General features: G+C 64.0%; 19 protein-coding genes and 3 pseudogenes. 6 read left to right on the forward strand and 16 right to left on the reverse strand.

Going from position 1 to position 20051, the window contains the following annotated elements; genetic code table 11:
• Window position 1 precedes the first annotated feature (1 nt).
• Window positions 2-640 carry an NrsF family protein gene (locus J6497_RS23730; protein WP_225706698.1) on the forward strand — a complete coding sequence of 213 codons (639 nt, stop codon included), beginning with the start codon at window positions 2-4 and terminating at the stop codon, window positions 638-640.
• A 192-nt stretch (window positions 641-832) separates the two neighbouring features.
• On the opposite strand, the gene J6497_RS23735 is transcribed toward J6497_RS23730, so the two are convergent.
• Both J6497_RS23735 and J6497_RS23740 read right to left on the reverse strand, forming a co-directional pair.
• Window positions 833-1939, reverse strand: a complete 1107-nt coding sequence (locus tag J6497_RS23735; protein ID WP_225706699.1) for a DUF2336 domain-containing protein — start codon at window positions 1937-1939, stop codon at window positions 833-835.
• A gap of 75 nt (window positions 1940-2014) precedes the next feature.
• Window positions 2015-3163 (reverse strand): GGDEF domain-containing protein, encoded by a 1149-nt coding sequence (locus J6497_RS23740; protein ID WP_283844868.1) that lies wholly within the window; start codon window positions 3161-3163, stop codon window positions 2015-2017.
• Between the two features lie 426 nt (window positions 3164-3589).
• On the opposite strand from J6497_RS23740, the pseudogene J6497_RS23745 reads away from it, so the two are divergent.
• From J6497_RS23745 to J6497_RS23760, 4 genes and pseudogenes are all read left to right on the forward strand, one after another.
• A pseudogene (locus tag J6497_RS23745) lies at window positions 3590-4159 on the forward strand (sigma-70 family RNA polymerase sigma factor).
• Complete coding sequence (locus J6497_RS23750) at window positions 4156-4890, forward strand: hypothetical protein (RefSeq protein WP_225706700.1); 735 nt, start codon at window positions 4156-4158, stop codon at window positions 4888-4890. The pseudogene J6497_RS23745 and the gene J6497_RS23750 overlap by 4 nt, the downstream one beginning before the upstream one ends.
• A gap of 53 nt (window positions 4891-4943) precedes the next feature.
• Window positions 4944-5515 (forward strand): annotated as a pseudogene (locus J6497_RS23755) (S8 family serine peptidase); the annotation flags it as partial.
• Between the two features lie 454 nt (window positions 5516-5969).
• Window positions 5970-6428 carry a TIGR03809 family protein gene (locus tag J6497_RS23760; protein WP_225706701.1) on the forward strand — a complete coding sequence of 153 codons (459 nt, stop codon included), beginning with the start codon at window positions 5970-5972 and terminating at the stop codon, window positions 6426-6428.
• Between the two features lie 3 nt (window positions 6429-6431).
• Here J6497_RS23760 and J6497_RS23765 read toward each other — a convergent pair whose 3' ends face one another.
• The 14 genes and pseudogenes from J6497_RS23765 to J6497_RS23830 form a co-directional block, all read right to left on the reverse strand.
• Entirely contained in the window at window positions 6432-7802 is a 1371-nt protein-coding gene (locus tag J6497_RS23765; protein WP_225706702.1) for a TIGR03808 family TAT-translocated repetitive protein, read from the reverse strand.
• 95 nt (window positions 7803-7897) lie between these two features.
• Window positions 7898-8557 (reverse strand): pyroglutamyl-peptidase I, encoded by a 660-nt coding sequence (locus tag J6497_RS23770; RefSeq protein ID WP_225706703.1) that lies wholly within the window; start codon window positions 8555-8557, stop codon window positions 7898-7900.
• A complete protein-coding gene (gene meaB, locus J6497_RS23775) occupies window positions 8554-9540 on the reverse strand; it encodes a methylmalonyl Co-A mutase-associated GTPase MeaB (protein ID WP_225706704.1) in 987 nt (328 codons plus the stop codon). Before meaB ends, J6497_RS23770 begins: the two co-directional genes overlap by 4 nt.
• A complete protein-coding gene (locus J6497_RS23780; protein ID WP_225706797.1) occupies window positions 9537-10310 on the reverse strand; it encodes an RsiV family protein in 774 nt (257 codons plus the stop codon). Before J6497_RS23780 ends, meaB begins: the two co-directional genes overlap by 4 nt.
• Before the next feature lie 5 nt (window positions 10311-10315).
• Window positions 10316-10660 carry a HepT-like ribonuclease domain-containing protein gene (locus tag J6497_RS23785; RefSeq protein ID WP_225706705.1) on the reverse strand — a complete coding sequence of 115 codons (345 nt, stop codon included), beginning with the start codon at window positions 10658-10660 and terminating at the stop codon, window positions 10316-10318.
• Between the two features lies 1 nt (window position 10661).
• The gene (locus tag J6497_RS23790) at window positions 10662-10958 is read right to left on the reverse strand and encodes a nucleotidyltransferase family protein (protein ID WP_225706706.1); all 297 of its coding nucleotides are present in this window, start codon (window positions 10956-10958) and stop codon (window positions 10662-10664) included.
• Between the two features lie 35 nt (window positions 10959-10993).
• Complete coding sequence (gene scpA / locus J6497_RS23795; protein WP_225706707.1) at window positions 10994-13150, reverse strand: methylmalonyl-CoA mutase; 2157 nt, start codon at window positions 13148-13150, stop codon at window positions 10994-10996.
• A gap of 43 nt (window positions 13151-13193) precedes the next feature.
• Complete coding sequence (locus tag J6497_RS23800; RefSeq protein WP_225706708.1) at window positions 13194-13658, reverse strand: GFA family protein; 465 nt, start codon at window positions 13656-13658, stop codon at window positions 13194-13196.
• Window positions 13659-13660: 2 nt separating this feature from the next.
• Window positions 13661-15526, reverse strand: a complete 1866-nt coding sequence (locus J6497_RS23805; protein ID WP_225706709.1) for a methylmalonyl-CoA mutase family protein — start codon at window positions 15524-15526, stop codon at window positions 13661-13663.
• 184 nt (window positions 15527-15710) lie between these two features.
• A pseudogene (gene folK, locus J6497_RS23810) lies at window positions 15711-15992 on the reverse strand (2-amino-4-hydroxy-6-hydroxymethyldihydropteridine diphosphokinase); the annotation flags it as partial.
• Window positions 15993-15995: 3 nt separating this feature from the next.
• Complete coding sequence (gene folB, locus J6497_RS23815; protein ID WP_225706710.1) at window positions 15996-16376, reverse strand: dihydroneopterin aldolase; 381 nt, start codon at window positions 16374-16376, stop codon at window positions 15996-15998.
• A complete protein-coding gene (folP, locus tag J6497_RS23820) occupies window positions 16373-17221 on the reverse strand; it encodes a dihydropteroate synthase (RefSeq protein ID WP_446479931.1) in 849 nt (282 codons plus the stop codon). Before folP ends, folB begins: the two co-directional genes overlap by 4 nt.
• A 48-nt stretch (window positions 17222-17269) precedes the next feature.
• A complete protein-coding gene (locus tag J6497_RS23825; RefSeq protein WP_225706712.1) occupies window positions 17270-17677 on the reverse strand; it encodes a DUF4332 domain-containing protein in 408 nt (135 codons plus the stop codon).
• Between the two features lie 37 nt (window positions 17678-17714).
• A complete protein-coding gene (locus J6497_RS23830; RefSeq protein ID WP_225706713.1) occupies window positions 17715-18080 on the reverse strand; it encodes a DUF2267 domain-containing protein in 366 nt (121 codons plus the stop codon).
• Between the two features lie 347 nt (window positions 18081-18427).
• On the opposite strand from J6497_RS23830, the gene J6497_RS23835 reads away from it, so the two are divergent.
• Window positions 18428-20050: a helicase HerA-like domain-containing protein gene (locus J6497_RS23835; protein ID WP_225706714.1), complete on the forward strand. Its 1623-nt coding sequence runs from the start codon at window positions 18428-18430 to the stop codon at window positions 20048-20050.
• Window position 20051: the final 1 nt, after the last annotated feature.

Here is a 20051-nt window from a genome sequence, read left to right on the forward strand (position 1 = left end):
GATGGACACGGATCAGCTCATTCGCACGCTTGCCGCCGACAACGCCCAGCGCGCGCAGCCGGTGGGATTCGTCCTGATGCTGGCTTTGCTCGCCGCCGCACCGATTTCTTTGCTGATCTTCTTCGCCGAACTCGGCGTCAGGCCTGATGTCATGACCGCAATGCGCAACCCGTTCTTCGATCTGAAGTTCGCAGTCACGCTCGCGCTCGCCGCTTCCGCGATCGCCGTCAGCCTGCATTTGTCGCGCCCCGAGGCGTCGCTGCGCGGCTTTGGCTGGTGGCTGCTTGTCCCGGCCGGGCTGCTGGTGGCCGGGATCAGCGGCGAGATGATGATGCCGCAGCGCGCGCCGATGATGACGCGGCTGGTCGGCAACAATTCGCGGGCATGCCTGATCTCGATTCCCTTAATGTCGCTGCCGTTGCTAGCGGCCGCGTTGTTCGGCCTGCGCCATGGCGCGCCGACGCGTCCGGCCGTCGCCGGCGCGATCGCCGGCCTGATGGCCGCAGGACTGGCAGCCACGCTCTATGCATCGCACTGCACCGACGATTCCCCGCTGTTCGTGGCGACCTGGTACACGATCGGGACCGCGCTGGTCGCCGCGATCGGTGCGCTGATCGGGTCGAAGGTGCTTCGATATTGATGGATCGGACGGGGCTATGGGCTCCACCTCATCCCGAGGAGCCGCGAAGCGGCGTCTCGAGGATGGGCCACGGGCGAGATCGGGGCCTCATGGTTCGAGACGGCGCTTCGCGCCTACTCACCATGAGGGTCTACTATCGCACCAGTCCCGGACTGCGCGGCGCTCCATCCGGGCAACGGAATAGGACTAAGGCTACGCCGCGGGCGTGCTTTGCTGCATGCGGTGAAAGCGCAAGACCTGCTGCGCGGTCGATGGTCGCAGCCGTTCGTATGTCTCCAGGCAGGCCAGGAGGTCAGTCGGCTCGCCGCCCGACAATTCGTCGCGCAGGTTGATGATCGAGCGCACGGTCGACCAGGAGAAGCCAGCGACCTTGGCCAGGATCATCACGCCTTCGGCGCGGGTTTCGATCATCATGTTCTCGGCGACGGCGACGTTCACGTTGGCGAGAGCTGCGATCGAGGCATTGGTTTCGTCGAACTTGCCGGCTTCGGCAAACGCCGCCACCTGAAATTCGTCGAGACGGCCATCCTCGTACAGCGACTTCACCAGCGCATGGGCGATCGTTGTGTCGCGCGTAACCGCTGAGGGCGAGGAGCGCGCACGCCGCGTGGCCTCGCGCACCGCACTCGGCACCTGCTTGGCCTGCTGGGGATTGGCGGCTTCGAGCCGGTGCCGCACCGTGTCCGATGCCTTCGCCAGAAGCTTCAGATAGAGATGCCGCGGCATGCTCGGGCGCAACCCGATGCAGGTTGCAAGGTCGTCGTCGCCTTCGGCGCGGCTGATCAGGCGGGTGAAGCCGCGCTCGGTGAATTCTGCGCCGGGATTGTTGACGGTGCTCTGGATCACCTCGTCATTGCCGCGCAGCACCAGCACGTCGGTGACGGCGCCGCTCAGCGTCTTGCGCGCCGAGATCGCCATCAGGTGCGCCTGGCTCTTATTCCGCGCGGTCTCGATCAGGGTATCATCGTCGAGCTGGCTCGATTGTGCCAGCACAGGGCCGGCGACCTCGATCATGTCATCGAAGGCGAGAGTCCGGACAGTCAGCGGTGGAGCGGTGTCGATCGGCGCCAGCCGGTTGGACAATAGCGCCTTCGCTGAGGTTTCAATGTGAAGCAGCAGGCACTGGAAGACATCGTCGAACAGCGCGACTTGCTCATCCGAATAGTCCACTGCGCCGTTGATGAAGAGATCGGTCACACGGCGCAGGGTCTCGACGCGGCGCGCCACCGTTCCATGTGCGAGCGTCGTCTGCAGCTCGTCGAGCAGGTTCTCGGGACCGATTGCGGCTTTCGAAATCATGACTGTGACTCTGTCCTGGAGTATTGGCGATGCGACCGCGTCGTATTCTTCGACGCTGGGAGCGAATGCGTTTGATCATGCACTGGCGATGCGATTGCGTCCCCGTGCCTTGGCCGAGTAAAGCGCGCTGTCGGCGCGCGCGAGAAGCATGTCCGGACCCTCGTTGGGCCGCAGCGTGGCGATGCCGGCGGATATCGTCACCTTCATGACCGGCGAGAACGCGCTCCAGTCGAGCTCGGCGATGATCGCCCGCAGCCGGTCGAGCGCGCGCATGGCGCCATCTTCGTTCAACTCAGGCAGTATCAGCAGGAACTCTTCGCCGCCGTGGCGGCCGAAGCGGTCGATGCTGCGGATGTTGGCGAACATGGAGATCGCGAAGGTCCTCAGCACCTCGTCGCCGGTCGGATGGCCATAGATGTCGTTGACGCGCTTGAACCAGTCGAGGTCGATCAGCGCGACCGAGCAGGTCGCGCCGGTACGCTCGCAGCGAACGATCTCCTCGTCCAGCATCCGCATGATGCTGCGCCGGTTGAACGCGCCGGTCAGTTCGTCAAGCTCGGCGAGCTCTTCGATGCGCTTGTAGGCTTCCTTCAGCTTCTGTCCGTTCTGGTACAGCGATTGCTGCATCGAACTGGAGAACATGCCCAAGAACATGCAGCGCCCGATGGTGAGCGCAAAGACCAGCATGGTGGCGAGCCGCTCCAGGGTGTTGCCGTGCGGCATCGCGATCGGCTTATCGGTCAGAAGGAACAGCACGGCGAGGCCAAGCACCATCACCGCCCAGATCAAGGCGGTCTGGCGCGCCGAAGTCCTGAGGGCGCCGAAGCCGAACACCACGAACAGATTGCACAGGAAGAGCACGCCGACCTGCGGCGCGATGTAGGTGAATGCGAGCTGGTTCACCATGTTGAGGGCCGACTGCGGCGCGACCAGATAGTGATCCCTGAAGCGCTCGTGGAAGCCAAGCTCGGAAAGCAGCGCGTAAAGCGCGCACAGGCTCAACCCGCAGAGCGCGTAGGCCATGCCCAACGCCATCGGGACCGTGCCGGCGCTCGCATAGACGAGGAGCACGAGGGCGTCGACGACGTAGCAGGCGCCGATCATCGCCTGGATCTGGAGCCGACGTCTGGCGCGGCGCGACAGCTTCGTGGCGGCCAGCCGGGAGCCGCGGCCATCCAATCCGCCGGCAATGGGGTTCAGAAATGAGGACGCGGCGGTGCCCATGCGCTCGCCATTGGAAGGAAAACTCGCAAAATCTAAGGGGAAAGCCTTTAGGTTTGGTATCTTTCGGAGCCGAATCTGATCCGTGGAAATCGCGCCATCTCCCTTGTTTTCGCAGGTGAAAATCCCGGCGAATCGCAACGAGAGCCGGCGACGGATGAGCGCGGGACACGACGGGTTGGAATTGGCGGGAGGACTGCCTTATGGGCTGACTCTTGCTAAGGTTGCGAGCAGCCGGCATGGTCTCGGGGAAGGTTACCCTACCATGATACCGAAGGGGGGGGGGGTAAGGGTGCCGAATTCGCAGGGAATTCACGGCTTGTGGGTTAGCTCACACATGCGTTCTGCACATTGCGGTAATGTGAAGAATTCTGCCCTCGCCATCGAACCAGCCCCCACCTCCCTTCGACCAATCTTGCGAGACGGCCATTGAGCGCGACACAGGCGGCTTCAGACGAGGCTCTGATCGCCAGAATCGCTCAAGGCGACCGGCTCGCCATGCAGGTGCTGTACGGGCGGCACCACGTCAGAGTGTACCGTTTCGGACTCCGGCTTGTGCGGGACGAACAGGTCGCGGAGGACCTCATCAGCGAGGTGTTTCTCGATGTGTGGCGCCAGGCCGGTAAATTCGAAGGCCGATCTGCCGTCTCGACCTAGTTGTTGGCGATCACCCGGTTCAAGGCCCTGTCTGCGCTGCGGCGCAGGAAGGACGCTGAACTGGACGACGAGGCCGCTAACGCGATCGAGGATGCGTCCGACGATCCGGAAGTGGCGGTGCAGAAGAAGGATACGGGTGAAGCGTTGCGCAAGTGTCTGACGGCACTTTCGCTGGAGCACCGGGAGATTGTCGATCTCGTCTACTACCACGAGAAGTCCGTGGAGGAAGTCGCCGAGATCGTTGGTATCTCCGGGAATACCGTGAAGACGCGCCTATTCTATGCGCGCAAGAAATTGGCCGAACTGCTCAAGGCAGCCGGCATAGAGCGAGGTTGGCCGTGATGGCAGCGATAAGAAAAGTGCTGGATCAAGAGCCCAGCGACATCGAACTGCTGCTGCCCTGGCATGCCGCGGGCACGTTGAACGCGCGCGATGCGCGGCGTGTCGAAGAGGCGCTGGCCAGCGATCCGGAGCTCGCCAGGCAATATGCTGTGATCCGCGAGGAATATGCCGAGACCATCCACCTCAATGACAGCCTGGGCGCGCCGTCCATGCGCGCGATGCAGAAGCTGTTCGCCGAGATCGACCAGGAGCCGGTGCGCACGGCGTCGACTTCGGTGAGGCTTTCGACGCGAATCTCGCAGTTCTTCGCGAGCCTGTCGCCGCGGACGCTGGCGTGGTCGGCGGGTGTTGGCGCGATCGTGCTGCTGCTGCAGGCCGGCGTGATCGGCGCGGTACTGATGATGAAGAGCCAGGGCAGTTCGTTCCAGACGGCGTCGCTCACGCTGGAGCCGCGGGCGGCGGCACCGGAGTTGCGCTCCGCAGCCCCGATTACCCGGAACCTCACTGCGGCGAGCCCGCTGCGTGCGTTGGTGCGCTTTGCGCCGGATGCGCGCATCTCCGACATCACGGCGCTGCTCGACAATTACCAGGCCTCGATCATCGGCGGTGCCCGTGAAGGCATGTTCCGCATTCAGTTCGGCAACGGCGCGATGAGCAGGAACGACGTCGCCGCGCTGCTCGGCAGGCTGCAGAGGGAAAAGATCGTCAGCCTCGCGGTGGAAACGCCGTAAGGCGCAGCCGTTCATAGATCTTCCCACGAAGCGCAAGCGCGAGATGCCATGGCCTGATCGAGCGGGCGGTCGCCGCGAGCGCGGCGCGCGGCATCGTGCTGGTCGCGGCCGCCGGCAATGCTGGGGCGAAATCGGCGCCGCTCTATCCCGCCGCGACCCGAACGTGATCGCGGTCAGCGGTACCGATGCGCAGGAGAAACTGTTCTCCGCCTCGAACCGGGGCAACTACATCGCGCTCGCCGCGCCCGGTGCCGACATCTTCCTGCCGGCGCCGGACGGCAAGTACCAGATCACCTCGGCTACGTCGTTTTCCGCCGCCTTCGTCAGCGGCATCGCGGCGCTGATACTGGAGCGCAATCCGGCGCTGAAACCGAACGAGGTCCGCTCAATCCTCACCGGCACCGTGCGCGATCTCGGCGTCCCCGGACGCGACGATCTATTCGGGGCGGGGCAGGCCGATGCGTTGGCGGCTGTGTCCGCCGTTGCGGCACCGGCGGTTCCGCTCGCACCGGCTGCGCCCGCGCTGGATAACACTTCTGTGAGCCGGGCGACGGAACAACCGGCACCCTCCATGGCCGCGGACAAATCGGCGGCAAATGACGCGAAAAGCCCCGCCGCGCAGTAAGTTTTCCGCGCTTTCGAGCCGCAGACCGGTCCCTGCGGCGGGTTAAAAAATCGGACGGGGATTTTGAACGTCGGGCAGGATGTCGCGACCAATATGTGTGGGAGCGATCCATTCCTCCCCGTCAGCTATATCAGGCGCGAGCGCCCATCCACCCCAAGCGCCCATATGGCTTGACCCGTCCGGTTGTCCCCCCGGACGGGTCTTTCATTTTGGGCCGATGGTATTTTGTGGACCGCGCCCGCTGGTTGCGCGAACGGTCATGCAGGTGTCGCCTCGACGGTCTAATAGCGGCGGTCCCAATAATCCTAGTATTCACGCGGACTTCTCTGAGTGCCCCGAGTCGTTTACGAAAAGGTGTTAGACTTTTTTAACCTTTTCCACAGAATATCCCCATCACATTTTGATTCGGTTCGGTTGCGTCCTGCGTCCGTTTCTCTCTTCACGGGCTGTCTTAATGACAAATCGAACTGACGCGGCCAGAGGCCGCGAGATCGTGGCGCGCTGGTGCGCGCTGGCGGAAGCGCGTCTGGAACACCTCACCGAACTGTTCGAATCCGGGCGCTGGCGCCGCTATCACAGCGATGTGTCCTTCCTCGAGAACATCCAGGAGGCCAAGCAGGCGGTCGAGACCTGGCGCGACCTGTTGCGGCGCGAGGCTTCGCTGGACAATTCGCCGATCGACATTTCCTGGCTCGGCCGCGGCCGGGTGACGCCGCTGCCGCCTCCGGTGCGGCTGCAGTCCCGACCGGTCGAACCGCCGGTGCCAGTGGTGCCCCAAGCGGCGCCGATCGAAATTGTCGCGCTCGAGCAGGCCGAGGAAGAGGAAGCGCCGGTGATGGAAGAGACGCCACTGCCGCTGCTCGACCTTGCCGCCATGCAGGCGCGCTATCCGCTGCTGCGCAACGCGCTCTAGAAGTCATTTTCGTACCGCGTTGCCGCCGAGCACGACCTGCGCATATTGCTGCGCGCCGGCAACGGATAGATCCGCCGTGATCGCCCGCGCATGGTCGAGCCCGACCACGGCGCCGCGCGGCGCCTCCGAGATCATGTTGTTGTTGACCAGCGCGATCCCGGCGCCCGGCACCACCGACACGCCGACACCGACAAAAGCCTTGCGGATCACGTTGCCGGTGATGGCGACGTCGCGCAGATATTTGCCCCAGCCGGCAACGATGCCGAAGGAGGGCGCGTTCTCGATCACATTGCCGGTGACGGCGCTGTCCGCCTCGATATAGATGCCGATGCCGGCGTCATCGTCCGGCGCGGTCCCGATCGGCCGCTTCGGGATCAAGTTGCGGATGATGTTGCCCTGGACCACCGCGATGCGGCCGCCCTCGTTAAAATTGCAGACGGAGACGCCGACGGCAGCGCCGTCGACCGTGTTGTTGGCGATGACGGCGCCCTCGAAGGAGAATTCCGAATAGAGTGCAACCTCGCGTACATCGCTGACGCTGTTATCGGTGATGTGGATGTTCGACGCCGAATTGCCGCGCACGGCGGAATAATCGCAGTTCTTGATGCGGTTGCCGCGCACGGTCACATTGCCGGCTCGGAACGCGTTGATGGCGTTGCCATACTGCCCGGAGCCGCCGGGACCGGCCTTGATGTCCTCGATGCGGTTGTCGGCAACGATCGTGCCGTCGTCGCCAATCGCGGTGCGCAGGATCTCGATGCCGTTGTCGTTGGTGCCCGAAATCGTGTTGCGCGCGACCATCAGGCCCAGCGCGTCGAACGAGACGATGGCGGTGGTCGCAATGTCAGTGAAGATGTTGCCACTGACATCGCCCGACACCTGCTCGAACCAGATGCCGTTGCCGCCACTGCCGGTGATCTCGCAGCCGGTGATGCGGACATCGCGCGCGGTGAGGCAATGCACGAGGCCGCGCCGCGTCGGCAGCGGAACGTTGCCGCCGTCAAGCGTGAGGCCGGTGAGGCCGATGCTGTCGGCGCCCTCACCAAGAAACATCGACAGCCCGCCGTTGAAGACGAGCTTGGTCGCGCCGCGCACTCCAATGAGCTGCGAGCCGCGCTGCAGGCGGAGCGGGCCGGAGCGGTAAACTCCGGGCGGCAGCGCCAGCGGCGCTTGCGCGCGCGCCGCCTCATCGATCGCGCGCTGCAATACTTTGGTCTGGTCGTCAGGGTTGCCAGGGCGGACGCCATATTGCGTGGCATCGCGGCCGAGCGCGGAGGGAAGCGGCGCCGCGCGCACAGCATCCACGGGCAGCGCCAGCGCGCCGGCGGCGCCCGCTGTGGCAGCTCCGATGAGATGACGGCGATTGACGTCCATGGTGCATGGCCCTCGCGACACCGCAAATCGTAGCGCAGAACGGCAGTCGCGCGTGGTGAACGCGAGGGCGCGCGGGGATGATTGTTGGGGTAGGGTTAATCGTGGGTGGAGACTACAGCGCGCCGCGCCAGCTTCACGATTTCCAGCAGCAGCGCCTCGCCGGCATCGACGAGATCTTCCAGCGTGATGCGCTCGGTTCCCTTGCGGCGCGCGGCGCCGTGGCGAGGGATCAGTGGCACATGCACGAATGCGGCGAGCCGCAGGCCATCGGTCTTGTCCATCGCTTCGATCGCTCGCCAGCTCAAGTAGTTGCAGAGATAGCTGCCGGCGTCGCGGGAGGCGCGCGCGTCGATGCCGGTCGCGAGCGCGGCGCGCAGCAGTTTTGCGGTATGCGGTCCGAACATTGTTGCATCGGCGCCGTCGACGATCGAGCCCTTGCGCGCGCGGCGGCGGCCGGCATCGGCAACCAGCGTGGTGACCGCATTGCGGGCGCGGCTCTCGATCCGCAGATGCGCGGTGCGGTTGGCAAGCCCGGACATCAGAAGCGCCTGCGGACGGACGCGCGCGATCAATTCAGGCAATTCGCGATCGACGGTGTCGTAGGTCACCCTGAAGATGTGGCTGGTCAGCTTGACGTCATCGAAAGCCGGACGGCGCAGCTCCGTCAGCCGCTTCACCAGCGGCATGGTCGGGTTGAACGGCGCGCCGGGAAACGGACCGAAGCCGGTGACGAGGACGGAGAGCTTTTCGCTCATCGCAGAAGGTCCGCGATCTGCTCGGCCGCCACCGCTGGGGAGATGCGGCCATCGGCAACCTCGGCCTCCGTCTTCTTCACCCTGGCGCGGATCGTGGGATCCGAGCGCAGCCGCGCCATGATCCGCTGCTCGAGCATCGACCACATCCATTTCACCTGCTGCTCGCGACGCCGCGCGGCAAACTCGCCGGAGGCGTTCATCGCGGTGCGATGCTCGACGATCTTCTGCCAGAGCTTGTCGATGCCCGCGCCGGTCAGCGCCGAATAGGTCTCGACCGGCGGATGCCAGTGTTCGGAGCGGGGCTTCAGGATATGCAGCGCGCTGCGATAGTCGGCGGCTGCGAGATTGGCGCGCTTGAGATTGTCGCCGTCAGCCTTGTTGATCGCGATCATGTCGGCGAGTTCGACCAGGCCCTTCTTGATGCCCTGCAGCTCGTCGCCGGCGCCGGGCAGCATCAGGGCAAGGAAGAAATCGGTCATCTCAGAGACCACGGTCTCGGACTGGCCGATGCCGACGGTTTCCACCAGCACCACGTCAAAGCCGGCCGCCTCGCACAGCAGCATCGCCTCGCGCGTCTTCGCCGCGACGCCGCCGAGCGTGCCAGAGGAAGGCGAGGGGCGGATATAGGCCTGGTCGGACGCCGCGAGCCGCGCCATCCGCGTCTTGTCGCCGAGGATCGAGCCGCCGGTGCGCGCCGACGACGGATCGACCGCCAGCACCGCGATCTGGTGTCCGTGCTCGATCAGGAACATGCCGAGCGCATCGATCGTGGTGGACTTGCCGACCCCGGGCGAGCCGGTGATGCCGACACGGAAAGCCTTGCCGGTGTCGGGCAAGAGCATTTGCACGAGATCGCGCGCCGCCGCCTGGTGGTCGGCACGACGGCTTTCAACCAGCGTGATCGCACGCGCCAGCGCCGCGCGATTGCGGGCGCGCAAGTCATGGGCAAGGGCGTTGATGTCGAGCGCCTTCGTGCCGCTCATTGCTGATCGTCTTCATCAGCTTTGGGCCGCGATCCGCCGAAGATCCTGGCACCCTCCGGAGTCAGATACGGCTTCAACGTCTCCCAGGGTACGAACGCGACATAGCGGCCCTCGGCGTAGGGACCCACGGCATAGGGCGGGTAGTGGAACGTCAGGCCGGAGCTCTTGCCCGCCTCGGTCGACGGCGCCAGCGTCACCGCGCCGAGCTTGAGCAGCGTCGGCTTCAGTTCCTTGTACCACTCGGCGGTCGCCGTTTCGCCGGCGCCGCGCTTCTTCTTCTCGATGTTTAGCGAAGCGATGACCGCTTCCAGCATCGCCTTCATGGTCGGCCCGTTGTCGGCGGTCTCCGTGAAGAAGGGGCGGATGCTGATACGCTTCTTCTCGGTAGAATTCCACAGGATGGTATTAACGTCCGAGTTCGGATGCGCGCCGTGGGTATCGATATAGTCGTTGCGGACGATGCTCACGTAACGGCCATCGATCACCGAGCGGACATTGTACTTGCGCTCGAAGGTCCAGCCGCCACGATCGAACAGTTGCGGATCCTGCTTCCGCGCGGATGCCGCCTCGGCGGCGCTCTTGTCGATCCACTTCCTGCCTTCGGCAAGGCAGTCCGCCGCCAGCGCCGCGTCGGCCTTGATCTTGTCGTCGAGATAGACGGTGGCTTCGATGCTCCTGTTCTTGACCAAAGCGTCGGGCTTTGGGTCGGCTGCGAAGGCAGGAACGAGACATATGATGCTCAGTGCCAGCGCGACGCTCAATTTGCTCAGCAGGGTCAAGGTTTGGCTTCCTTGGCAATTTGTTCGGCAAAGTTCTTGAGAGGTTCGAGATCGCGCTCGACCATGTTCCACAGCAAATCTGGGTCGGTTCTGTGATAGGCGTGGCGCAACCAATTTCCGAGATCAGCCAAACCTCTCCAATTGATGCCAGGTTCTTTCGCCTTCAATTCTGCTGGAATAAACCGGGATGCCTCACTGATGATTTCAAGCAACCGTTCCACCGCCAGTCGTACCATCAGATCGTTGGCAAAGCTTTCGCGCGTAAACTCGGCCACCATGTGTCGAATGTCGTCGATCGCTATAGCGATGTGATCGATTCGATCAGCGAGGGTCGGTCGCACGTCAAAATACTTCGACGATTTCGTCGGCTATTCGCTGCGCGAAGCGGGGAGTTAGGGATCGCCGCAGGGTGGCCTGCGCCTCCAGCCCAGTCGCGTCCTCGATGATGTGCTCAACACCAATCAAGTTGAGAAGCGAGAACGAGACGTCTGGCTCGATCTCCACAAGTACGTCGATGTCGCTATCGGAACGATTGTCGCCGCGGACGCGCGAACCGAAGATGGCGAGTTTCGACACGCCCGTCGCTTTGATGGCGTCGGCGTTATTCCGTATCGCGGCAATGATCTCGTCACGCGTCATCGCACAACCCGTAGGCGGTTTGGCCAGTCTATCAGCTACTCCGCCGCCTCGCTATGCCCGAGCCGGGCGTTGAGCTTGTGGATCAGCTCTTCGGCGGCGTCGGAGATCACGGTGCCCGGCGGGAAGATCGCTTCCGCGCCCGCCTGGTACAGCGCCTCGTAATCCTGCGGCGGCACCACGCCGCCGACGATGATCATGATGTCGTCGCGGCCGTACTTCTTCAGCGCGGCCTTCAGTTCCGGCACGGCCGTCAGGTGGGCGGCGGCAAGCGAGGAGACGCCAAGGATGTGCACGTCGTTTTCGACTGCCTGCCGCGCCGCTTCGTCAGCGGTGGCAAACAACGGCCCGATATCGACGTCAAAGCCGATGTCGGCAAAGGCCGATGCGATCACCTTCTGGCCGCGGTCGTGGCCGTCCTGGCCGATCTTGGCCACCAGGATGCGTGGCCGGCGGCCTTCGGCCTCCTCGAAGGCGTCGATCAGCGCCTGCACTTTCTCGACCCGGTTGGACATGGCGGCTGCCTCCCGCTTGTAGACGCCGGTGATGGACTTGATCTCGGCGCGATGGCGGCCGAACACCTTCTCCATGGCGTCCGAAATCTCGCCGACGGTCGCCTTCGCGCGTGCAGCGTCGATGGCGAGCGCCAGCAGATTGCCGTTGCCTTCGGAAGCCGAGCGGCTCAGTGCCGCCAGCGCCTGCTGGACATCCTTCTGATTACGCTCCTGCCGCAGCCGCTTCAGCTTGTCGATCTGCAGCCGCCGCACGTTGGTGTTGTCGACCTTCAGGACGTCGATCGGCGCCTCGTTCTCCGGCTTGTACTTGTTGACGCCGATCACCGCCTGCTTGCCGGCATCGATCCGCGCCTGCGTTTTCGCGGACGCTTCCTCGATCCGCAGCTTCGGCACGCCGGCTTCGATCGCCTTCGCCATGCCGCCGAGCGCCTCGACCTCCTGGATGTGGCCCCAGGCTTTTGCGGCGAGATCGCGGGTCAGCCGCTCGACGTAGTAGGAGCCGCCCCAGGGATCGATGATCCGACCATTGCCGCTCTCCTGCTGCAGGAAGAGCTGGGTGTTGCGCGCGATGCGGGCGGAGAAGTCGGTCGGCAGCGCCAACGCTTCATCGAGTGCGTTGGTGTGCAGCGACTGGGTGTGTCCTTGCGTCGCCGCCATCGCCTCGATGGTGGTACGCATCACGTTGTTGAAAACGTCCTGCGCGGTCAGCGACCAGCCGGAGGTCTGGCAATGCGTGCGCAATGAGAGCGAGCGCGGGTCCTTGGGATTGAACGGCTTCAGAAGCTTGGCCCAGAGCAGGCGCGCGGCGCGCATCTTGGCGACTTCCATGAAGAAGTTCATGCCGATCGCCCAGAAGAACGACAGCCGCGGCGCGAAGCGGTCGACATCGAGACCGGCGGCAAGGCCGGCGCGCAGATATTCGACGCCGTCGGCGAGCGTGTAGGCGAGCTCGAGATCCTGCGTCGCCCCGGCCTCCTGCATGTGGTAGCCGGAGATCGAGATCGAGTTGAATTTCGGCATCCGCTGCGAGGTGAAGGCGAAGATGTCGGAGATGATCCGCATCGAGGGTACCGGCGGATAGATGTAGGTGTTGCGCACCATGAACTCTTTCAGAATGTCGTTCTGAATGGTGCCCGACAGTTTTTCCGGCGGCACGCCCTGTTCCTCGGCGGCCACCACGAACAGCGCGAGGATCGGCAGCACCGCACCATTCATGGTCATCGACACGCTCATCTGATCGAGCGGGATGCCTGCGAACAGCGTGCGCATGTCGTAGATTGAATCGATGGCGACACCGGCCATGCCGACGTCGCCGGAGACGCGCGGATGATCCGAGTCGTAGCCGCGGTGGGTGGCGAGGTCGAAGGCGACCGAGAGGCCCTTCTGCCCAGCCGCAAGGTTGCGGCGATAGAACGCGTTGGAATCTTCAGCCGTGGAGAAGCCGGCATATTGCCTGATCGTCCAGGGCTGGTTGACATACATGGTCGGGTAGGGACCGCGCAGATAGGGCGCGATGCCGGGCCAGGTCTCAAGGAAGTCGATGCCGGCGAGGTCGGTCTCGCTGTAGGCCGGCTTGACCGGGATGCCCTCGGGCGTCAGCCAAGGTTCGGCGTTGCCGGGAGAGGCAGCTGCCACGGTTTTCTCAAACGCGATATCGGCGAAATCAGGTATGCGGCTCATGGTCATCAACTATAACATGTGCGATCGAAAGGGGACGGCCATCTCAATCATGGTCCGGATGCTGGTGGCTGACGATAGTCGCCATCTTCTCTGGTCCATAGTTCTGCTGCGTGGTCTGGCTCGGCAGGTTGGCGATGCCGACCACCCAGCCGAGGCGGGATTCGGCGCCGTATTGCCGGGTCGGCACCACCATGTCGGGTCGGTCGAAGGTGCCGGTCATGATCTCGATCCGGGGGCCGTCGATGACGCGGAAGCTCAAGGGTGTGCCGCAGGCGGGGCAGAAGTCACGCTCGGCGATCGTGGAGGAGCGGAACGAGGCCGGCTTGCCGCGGGTCCAGGCGAAATCGGCATGGTCGATGTCGGCGAAGGAGGCGAATGGCGCGCCGGAGGCCTTCTGGCACATCCGGCAATGGCAGATGCTGATCCGCGTGGGTGCCGCCGTCACCGCAAAGCGGATCGCGCCGCATTGGCAGCCGCCGGTCAGAACGGGTTTGGCGCTCGACGTCATGCTCACTCCATCCGCCGATAGGCTTCCTGCAGCGTCGCCAGCGCGTCGAAGCCGGCAAAGATGAAATCGGTCACGCCGGAAGCACGCAGTGCGGTTTCCAGCTCCCCCGGCCGTCCAGCCAGATAGATATGTCTTGCGGTGGCGGCTTGAAGGGCCTTGGCGGCCGCGGCGGCGTGTTCCGCGTAGACCTTGTCCGAGGAACACAGGCAGGCGATCGCGGCCCCCGACGCCTTGAAGGCCTCGGCGACCGCGCTGGGATCGGAGAATCCCTCGTTGTCGAGCGCCTCGATACCGCCGGTCTCGAAGAAGCTCTTCGCAAAGGTGGCGCGCGCGGTGAAATCGGCGGGCGTACCCAGATTGGCGAGGAACACCCTGGGGCGCGCCCCGCTCGACTTCAGCTTTGCGTCGGACTTGTCGCGCAGCGCCTCGAAAGGCTCGGCGAGCCGCATCGGCGACAGCGCATCGAACTTGAATTTGGCCTCACCATAAGGCGGCAGCACAATCGGCTCTGCGTCCAGCACCGTCGTGTCGGCTTCATGAAGGTTTGGAAACTCGCTGGCGCCGGTCAGCACATCGCGACGCTTGGCGATGTTGGCCTCGCGGGCCGCGCGCGTAGCGGCGACCTTGCGCTGGATCAGGTTCTGCCGAAGTGCGGCGAAAATGCCACCGGCCTTTTCGATCTCCTGGAATAACGACCAGGCCGCTTCGCAAAGCTCTTTTGTCAGCGCCTCGATGCCGCCGGAGCCCGCCGCCGGATCGGATACTTTCGCGAGGTTGGACTCTTCCAAGAGAATGAGTTGCGTGTTGCGCGCAACGCGCCGCGCAAAGTCGTCGGGCAGGCCGAGCGCCAGCGTGTGCGGCAGCACGGTGACGGCGTTGGCGCCGCCAAGGCCCGCGGAGAACGCGGCCATGGTGGCGCGCAGCATGTTCACATAAGCATCGCGTTGAGTCAGCATCCGCCAGGCAGTGTCGGCAGCGATGAACACTGGCCGTGGCATCAATCCGCAAGCCTGTTCGATCCGCGCCCATAGCAGGCGTAGCGCGCGGAATTTCGCCAGCGTCAGGAACTGATCGGCATCGGCGCTGAGCCGCGCATAGACCATGCTTTGGGCATCCTCAAGCGCGACACCGGCTTGTTCAAGGGGGCGCAGGTAGGCGACGGCGCAGGCCAGCACGAAGGCGAGTTCCTGCACCTCCGATCCGCCCGCATCATGGATCACGCGCCCATCGGCGGCGGCGAAAGGCCCCTTGAAGCCGAGCGCCACAAGGCCTTTGATCGCGCCGGCCACAGCCGGCACGATCTCGTTCCAGTCATAGGGGCTAGAACCCCAGACCGCGCAGGCCGCCAGCGGATCGAGCCCGAAACGGATGTCGCAGTTGGCGGGATCGAAGCCCCTGCGCTTCACATATTCCGCGACGTGGATCGCGGCCATCCGCGATTGCGGACCGATCTGGAGATCAAGGGCGATTCCGGCATCGAGGTAGATGTCTTCAAGCACCTTGTTGACGGTTTCGGCGGTCGGCTCGAGTCCAAAACCATGGGCGCCACTGCCGCCGGCGAAGACCAGCGCGAGGCCGGTGGCGCCATTCTCGAGATCATGCAGCGCCTGCGCATTGGCCCGGCGCGGATCGGGATCATCGATCCGCTGCATGACCTGCCAGGGCGCAGCCAGGCCGCGGCCGGCGATCGAGCTGGCAGTGGTGGCGCGACGATAGATCGGCTCGATTTTAATGCCATCATAGGTCTTGCCGACGAGCTTCTCGAACGGCGCGCCCTTCAGGACGCCGTCCACCAGCTTGCGCCAGTCCTCGTAAGTCGCCGGCGCAAAATCGGCCGCCAATCGCAGATCGTCAGTCGTGGTCGTCATCCGCCCTATCGTTCCTCAAGTCTTGCTCGCCGTTTGGCCGGAAATTGCCATGCCGGAGCCGACAAGCCAAACGGTAGTTTGGGGTACCGTAGCCCGGGTGAACCGCTAGCGTAACCCGGGGCCGCTGGTAAACGTTGATGCAGATATCCCGGGTTGCGCGTTCCGCTCCACCCGGGCTACGGCGCTATTCGCCGGACTCCGGGAGCCGTACGATACCCTCGGTCGAAACCGCTGCCAGCGCATCCCTGATGCTGCGTCCCGCAATGACACGGTCGGGCGCGATTTCCGCGAGCGGCACCAGCACGAAGGCGCGCTCGAACAGGCGGGGGTGCGGAAGCGTCAATTCCGGACGGTCGATCCGGGCATCGTCATAGGCGATCAGATCGAGGTCGAGCGTGCGCGGGCCGAAGCGGCGTTCATGGGAGCGATCGCGACCGAACTTGCTCTCCACCTTCTGAAGACAGAAGCGCTAGCCATGCGTGGCCGTTTGCCGCGTGCGGGTCAGCACCACGCCGACGTCCTCGAAGATCGCGGCGATCGGCGCATGCGGCTTGTGTACGGTGACCTTGACGGCGCTGACGCGAGGAAACGTCGACAGCACCGCGTCCGCCACCGCGCCGGCAGCCCGTTCCAGCAGCTTGTAATTGGTATCCTTGAATGCCTCGGTCGCGGTCGCCACCACATTGGAATAGGACACGGTGTCGGCGAGCTTGTCGGTGCGCGAGGATTCCGAGAGTTCGACGGCGAGCTCGAGATCGATGACGAAGCGCTGGCCGACCTCGGTCTCGTGTTCCATCACGCCGTGTCGGGCATGGATGACGATGCCGGTGATGAAGATCGTGTCGGTCATTCCTGTTCCCTGATCGCTGCCGCCACCCGCAACGCCTGCACAGTCTCCGCAACATCGTGGGCGCGGATGATCTGCGCGCCGCCGTGTGCGGCGATAAGATGCGCCGCGATCGAGCCGCCGATGCGTTGGTTCGGCTCCGACGGCGTCACGGTGCTGATGAAGCGCTTGCGCGAGGCGCCGACGAGCAGCGGCAGGCCGAACGCGCGAAGCTCGGCAAGCCGCGCCAGCACCATCATGCTTTGCTGCGGCGTCTTGCCAAAGCCGATGCCAGGATCAAGCACGATCTGGTCGGGTGAAATGCCGGCCTTGGCGGCGATGTCGAGCGAACGCGCGAAGAAGGCCGCAAGGTCCTTCATGATATCGATCGAGGGATCGGCCCGCTCGCGGTTATGCATGATGATGACGGGTACATGCCGTGCCGCCACCAAGGGCGCCATGCCGGGATCGCGCTGCAGGCCCCAGACGTCATTGGCGATGAGCGCGCCGTGATCTAGCGCCCAGGCCATGACTTCCGATTTCATGCTGTCGATCGACACGGGTACGCCTAGCGAGACGACACCAGGCAGCACCGGCTGCAGTCGGCGCAATTCTTCTTCCGCCGAGATCGGCTCGGAACCGTAGGGGCGGGTGGACTCGGCACCGATGTCGATGACGTCGGCGCCTTCAGCGACCATCTTGCGTGCTTGCGCCAGCGCCTGTTCGGGCGCGGCAAACCGGCCGCCGTCGGAAAAGGAATCCGGGGTGATGTTGAGCACGCCCATCACGGCCGGGTAGGGCCGGGATAGCAGCGCCGGCAGCACGGCAGCGGCGCCGGAATGGATGTCCCTTTGCATCGCAGCGATCATGCGGTGGCTTTGCGCGTCCCGCCACGGCGAGTCAAGATGGGAGTGGGTTTAGTACGTGATCTTGGGCGGCAATTTACGTGCGCGCTCGATCAGCCGCTCAACCGATTTTTCCGATGGCAGGACGCGGACCAGCTTACGCCTGGTGTTCACGTCCTTCATGTTCTGCGCAAGCCGTGCCGGATTGCGCAGCGCGAGTTCGCGAACGGTCGTGACGCCGGCGGCGCGAACCAACCCGACCTTTGCCTTGCCCATCCCGGGAATGCGCATGTAGTCGGAGACATTGGCCCATTCGAGCAATTGTTGTTCGCTGATGCCGGTCTTGGCCGCGAGCGCCTTGCGTCCCTTGACGGTGCGGGCGGCTTCAAGCAGCGCGTCCGTGGTGCGAATGCCCTGCGCCTTCAATTTCGAGGCGCAATAGGCGCTCAGCCCTTCGATCTCGGAAAGTGGGTATGTCATGATGTCTGGTATTGAATGACTCAACCTGAGGGTGCGTTCAAGCAAATTGGCTGAGTCCTGGCGTCCCCGCGACGATCTCGCCCATCTGATCCGCTCCGAGTTTGTCGCGCCCGAACCGGAAAAGTTCACGCGCAAGCTTCTGAACCTCATTCATGCTGAGGCCGAGCGCCATCAGCCTGGTGCCGGCAGCCATCAATCCGCCGCCCATCAATCGCACGAGACCTGCACTGTTATCCGAAGCCGCAATCGCCGCTTCCGCGCCCGGAATCTGATAGATCAGCGCTTCAACCTGGCTGGATGGCCCCTCCCGACGGAGGAAACCCAGAACGATGCCGACGGCTTTTTCGGCGACAACGCTATCGATGCCGGCCTCGGCGGCCAGCCGTCCAACCAGTTCGTCCATCTTGCCCCGTCCCCAGCCGGCTTGCCGCCGGACCTTGCTTGGGAATTGATCTTGAGCGCCTGTGCTGCGAATTACAAGCGAGGAGCGCAGATGACCCCGCTTTTCGCCTTCATCACAGGCGAAGTGTTGCAGTAATGCAAGAGTGCATATGCCAGCCGCGCTGTTCTTTCGCGTTGCGTCATCGTTTTTTGAACGGCTCGTGAGAGTAAGACAAGATAAGAAGCATCGCATCCGGGCGGCAAAAAAAGCGCCGTCGGCGCTTGACAGTTTCAATCGACGGGCAAGATGCAATATGATGGGCACGTTCGGTGAAGATGCCTTCCCGATACGCGCGAAGAGGCGATGCGATGGCGACTTCCGATAACAAGATTGCCGATACGGATGAGAAGATTTTTGTCGGTAAGGGCGAACAGGCGGCATGGCTGACGCTTGCGCTTGCCAATCGCCACGGCCTTGTTACCGGTGCGACGGGAACCGGAAAGACCGTCACGCTGCAGGTGATGGCGGAAGGATTTGCGCGCGCAGGCGTTCCGGTGTTTGCCGCCGATATCAAGGGAGATCTGTCCGGAATCGCCGAAGTCGGTGAGGCCAAGGACTTCATTGTCAAGCGCGCCAGCGAGATGGGGCTCGCATTCCAGCCGGATCAGTTCTCGACGGTGTTCTGGGATGTGTTCGGCGAGCAGGGGCATCCGGTGCGCGCTACCGTCACCGAGATGGGCCCGCTGTTGCTCTCGCGCATGCTCGATCTGAACGATGTCCAGGAAGGTGTTCTCAACGTCGCGTTTCGCGTGGCCGACGAGAACGGACTTACGCTGATCGACATGAAGGATCTGCGCGCGCTTCTCGATGCGATTGTGCCGTCTAGCGCCAAGAAAGCCGCCGATGACGAGGAGGATCCGCTGGAGCCAATCCGGAAAGCCGCGCAGAGCTTCGGCAATGTCAGCAAGGCGACCGTTGGAACCATTCAGCGCCAGCTCCTGGTGCTGGAAAACCAGGGCGGCACGAAATTCTTCGGTGAGCCGGCGTTGACGCTGAAGGATTTCATGAAGACCGACAGCGACGGCCGCGGCATGGTCAACATCCTGACGGCCGACAAGTTGATGCAGAGTCCGCGGCTCTATGCAACCTTCCTGTTGTGGATGCTTTCAGAATTGTTCGAAGAACTGCCGGAGGCAGGCGACCTGCCGAAGCCGAAGCTGGTGTTCTTCTTTGACGAGGCGCATCTCTTGTTCAACGATGCGCCGAAGGCGCTGTTGGACAAGATCGAGCAGGTGGTGCGGCTGATCCGCTCGAAGGGCGTCGGCGTCTACTTCGTCACCCAGAATCCAATCGACGTGCCGGACAAGGTGCTCGCGCAATTGGGCAACCGCGTGCAGCATGCGTTGCGCGCTTTCACTCCACGCGATCAGAAGGCAGTTGCGGCCGCCGCAGGGACGTTCCGTCCCAATCCGAAGCTCGATACCGCCCGCGTGATCATGGAACTAGGCAAGGGCGAGGCGCTGGTATCTTTCCTTGAAGGCGGCGGTACGCCGTCGATGGTCGAGCGCGTGATGATCCGGCCACCGTCGGCGCGGATCGGGCCGGTCACGCCGGAGGAGCGCAAGAAGATCATCGACGCCAGCCCGTTCAAGGGCAAATACGACACCGCAGTCGATTCCGAATCCGCCTACGAGATGCTGCAGAAGCGGATCGAGGGCACGGCGGTGACGGCGGACGGTCCGGAGGCCGGCGGAGGCGGCGGCATTCTCGGCCAGATCGGCGATATTGCCGCCGCGATTTTCGGCACCAATGTCAGGCGCGGCAGGCTCTCGACTGGCCAGGTCGTCGCGCGCAACGTCACCCGCTCGGTCACTAACAAGGTGATCGGCGGCCTCGTGGCCAACGTCGGCAAATCGGTCGGCGGTCAGCTCGGCGGCTCGATCGGACGCGCACTGGTGCGCGGCGCGCTCGGCGGGCTGTTGCGGCGCTAAC

It is taken from the genome of Bradyrhizobium cenepequi (assembly GCF_020329485.1).
Lineage (GTDB): Bacteria > Pseudomonadota > Alphaproteobacteria > Rhizobiales > Xanthobacteraceae > Bradyrhizobium > Bradyrhizobium cenepequi.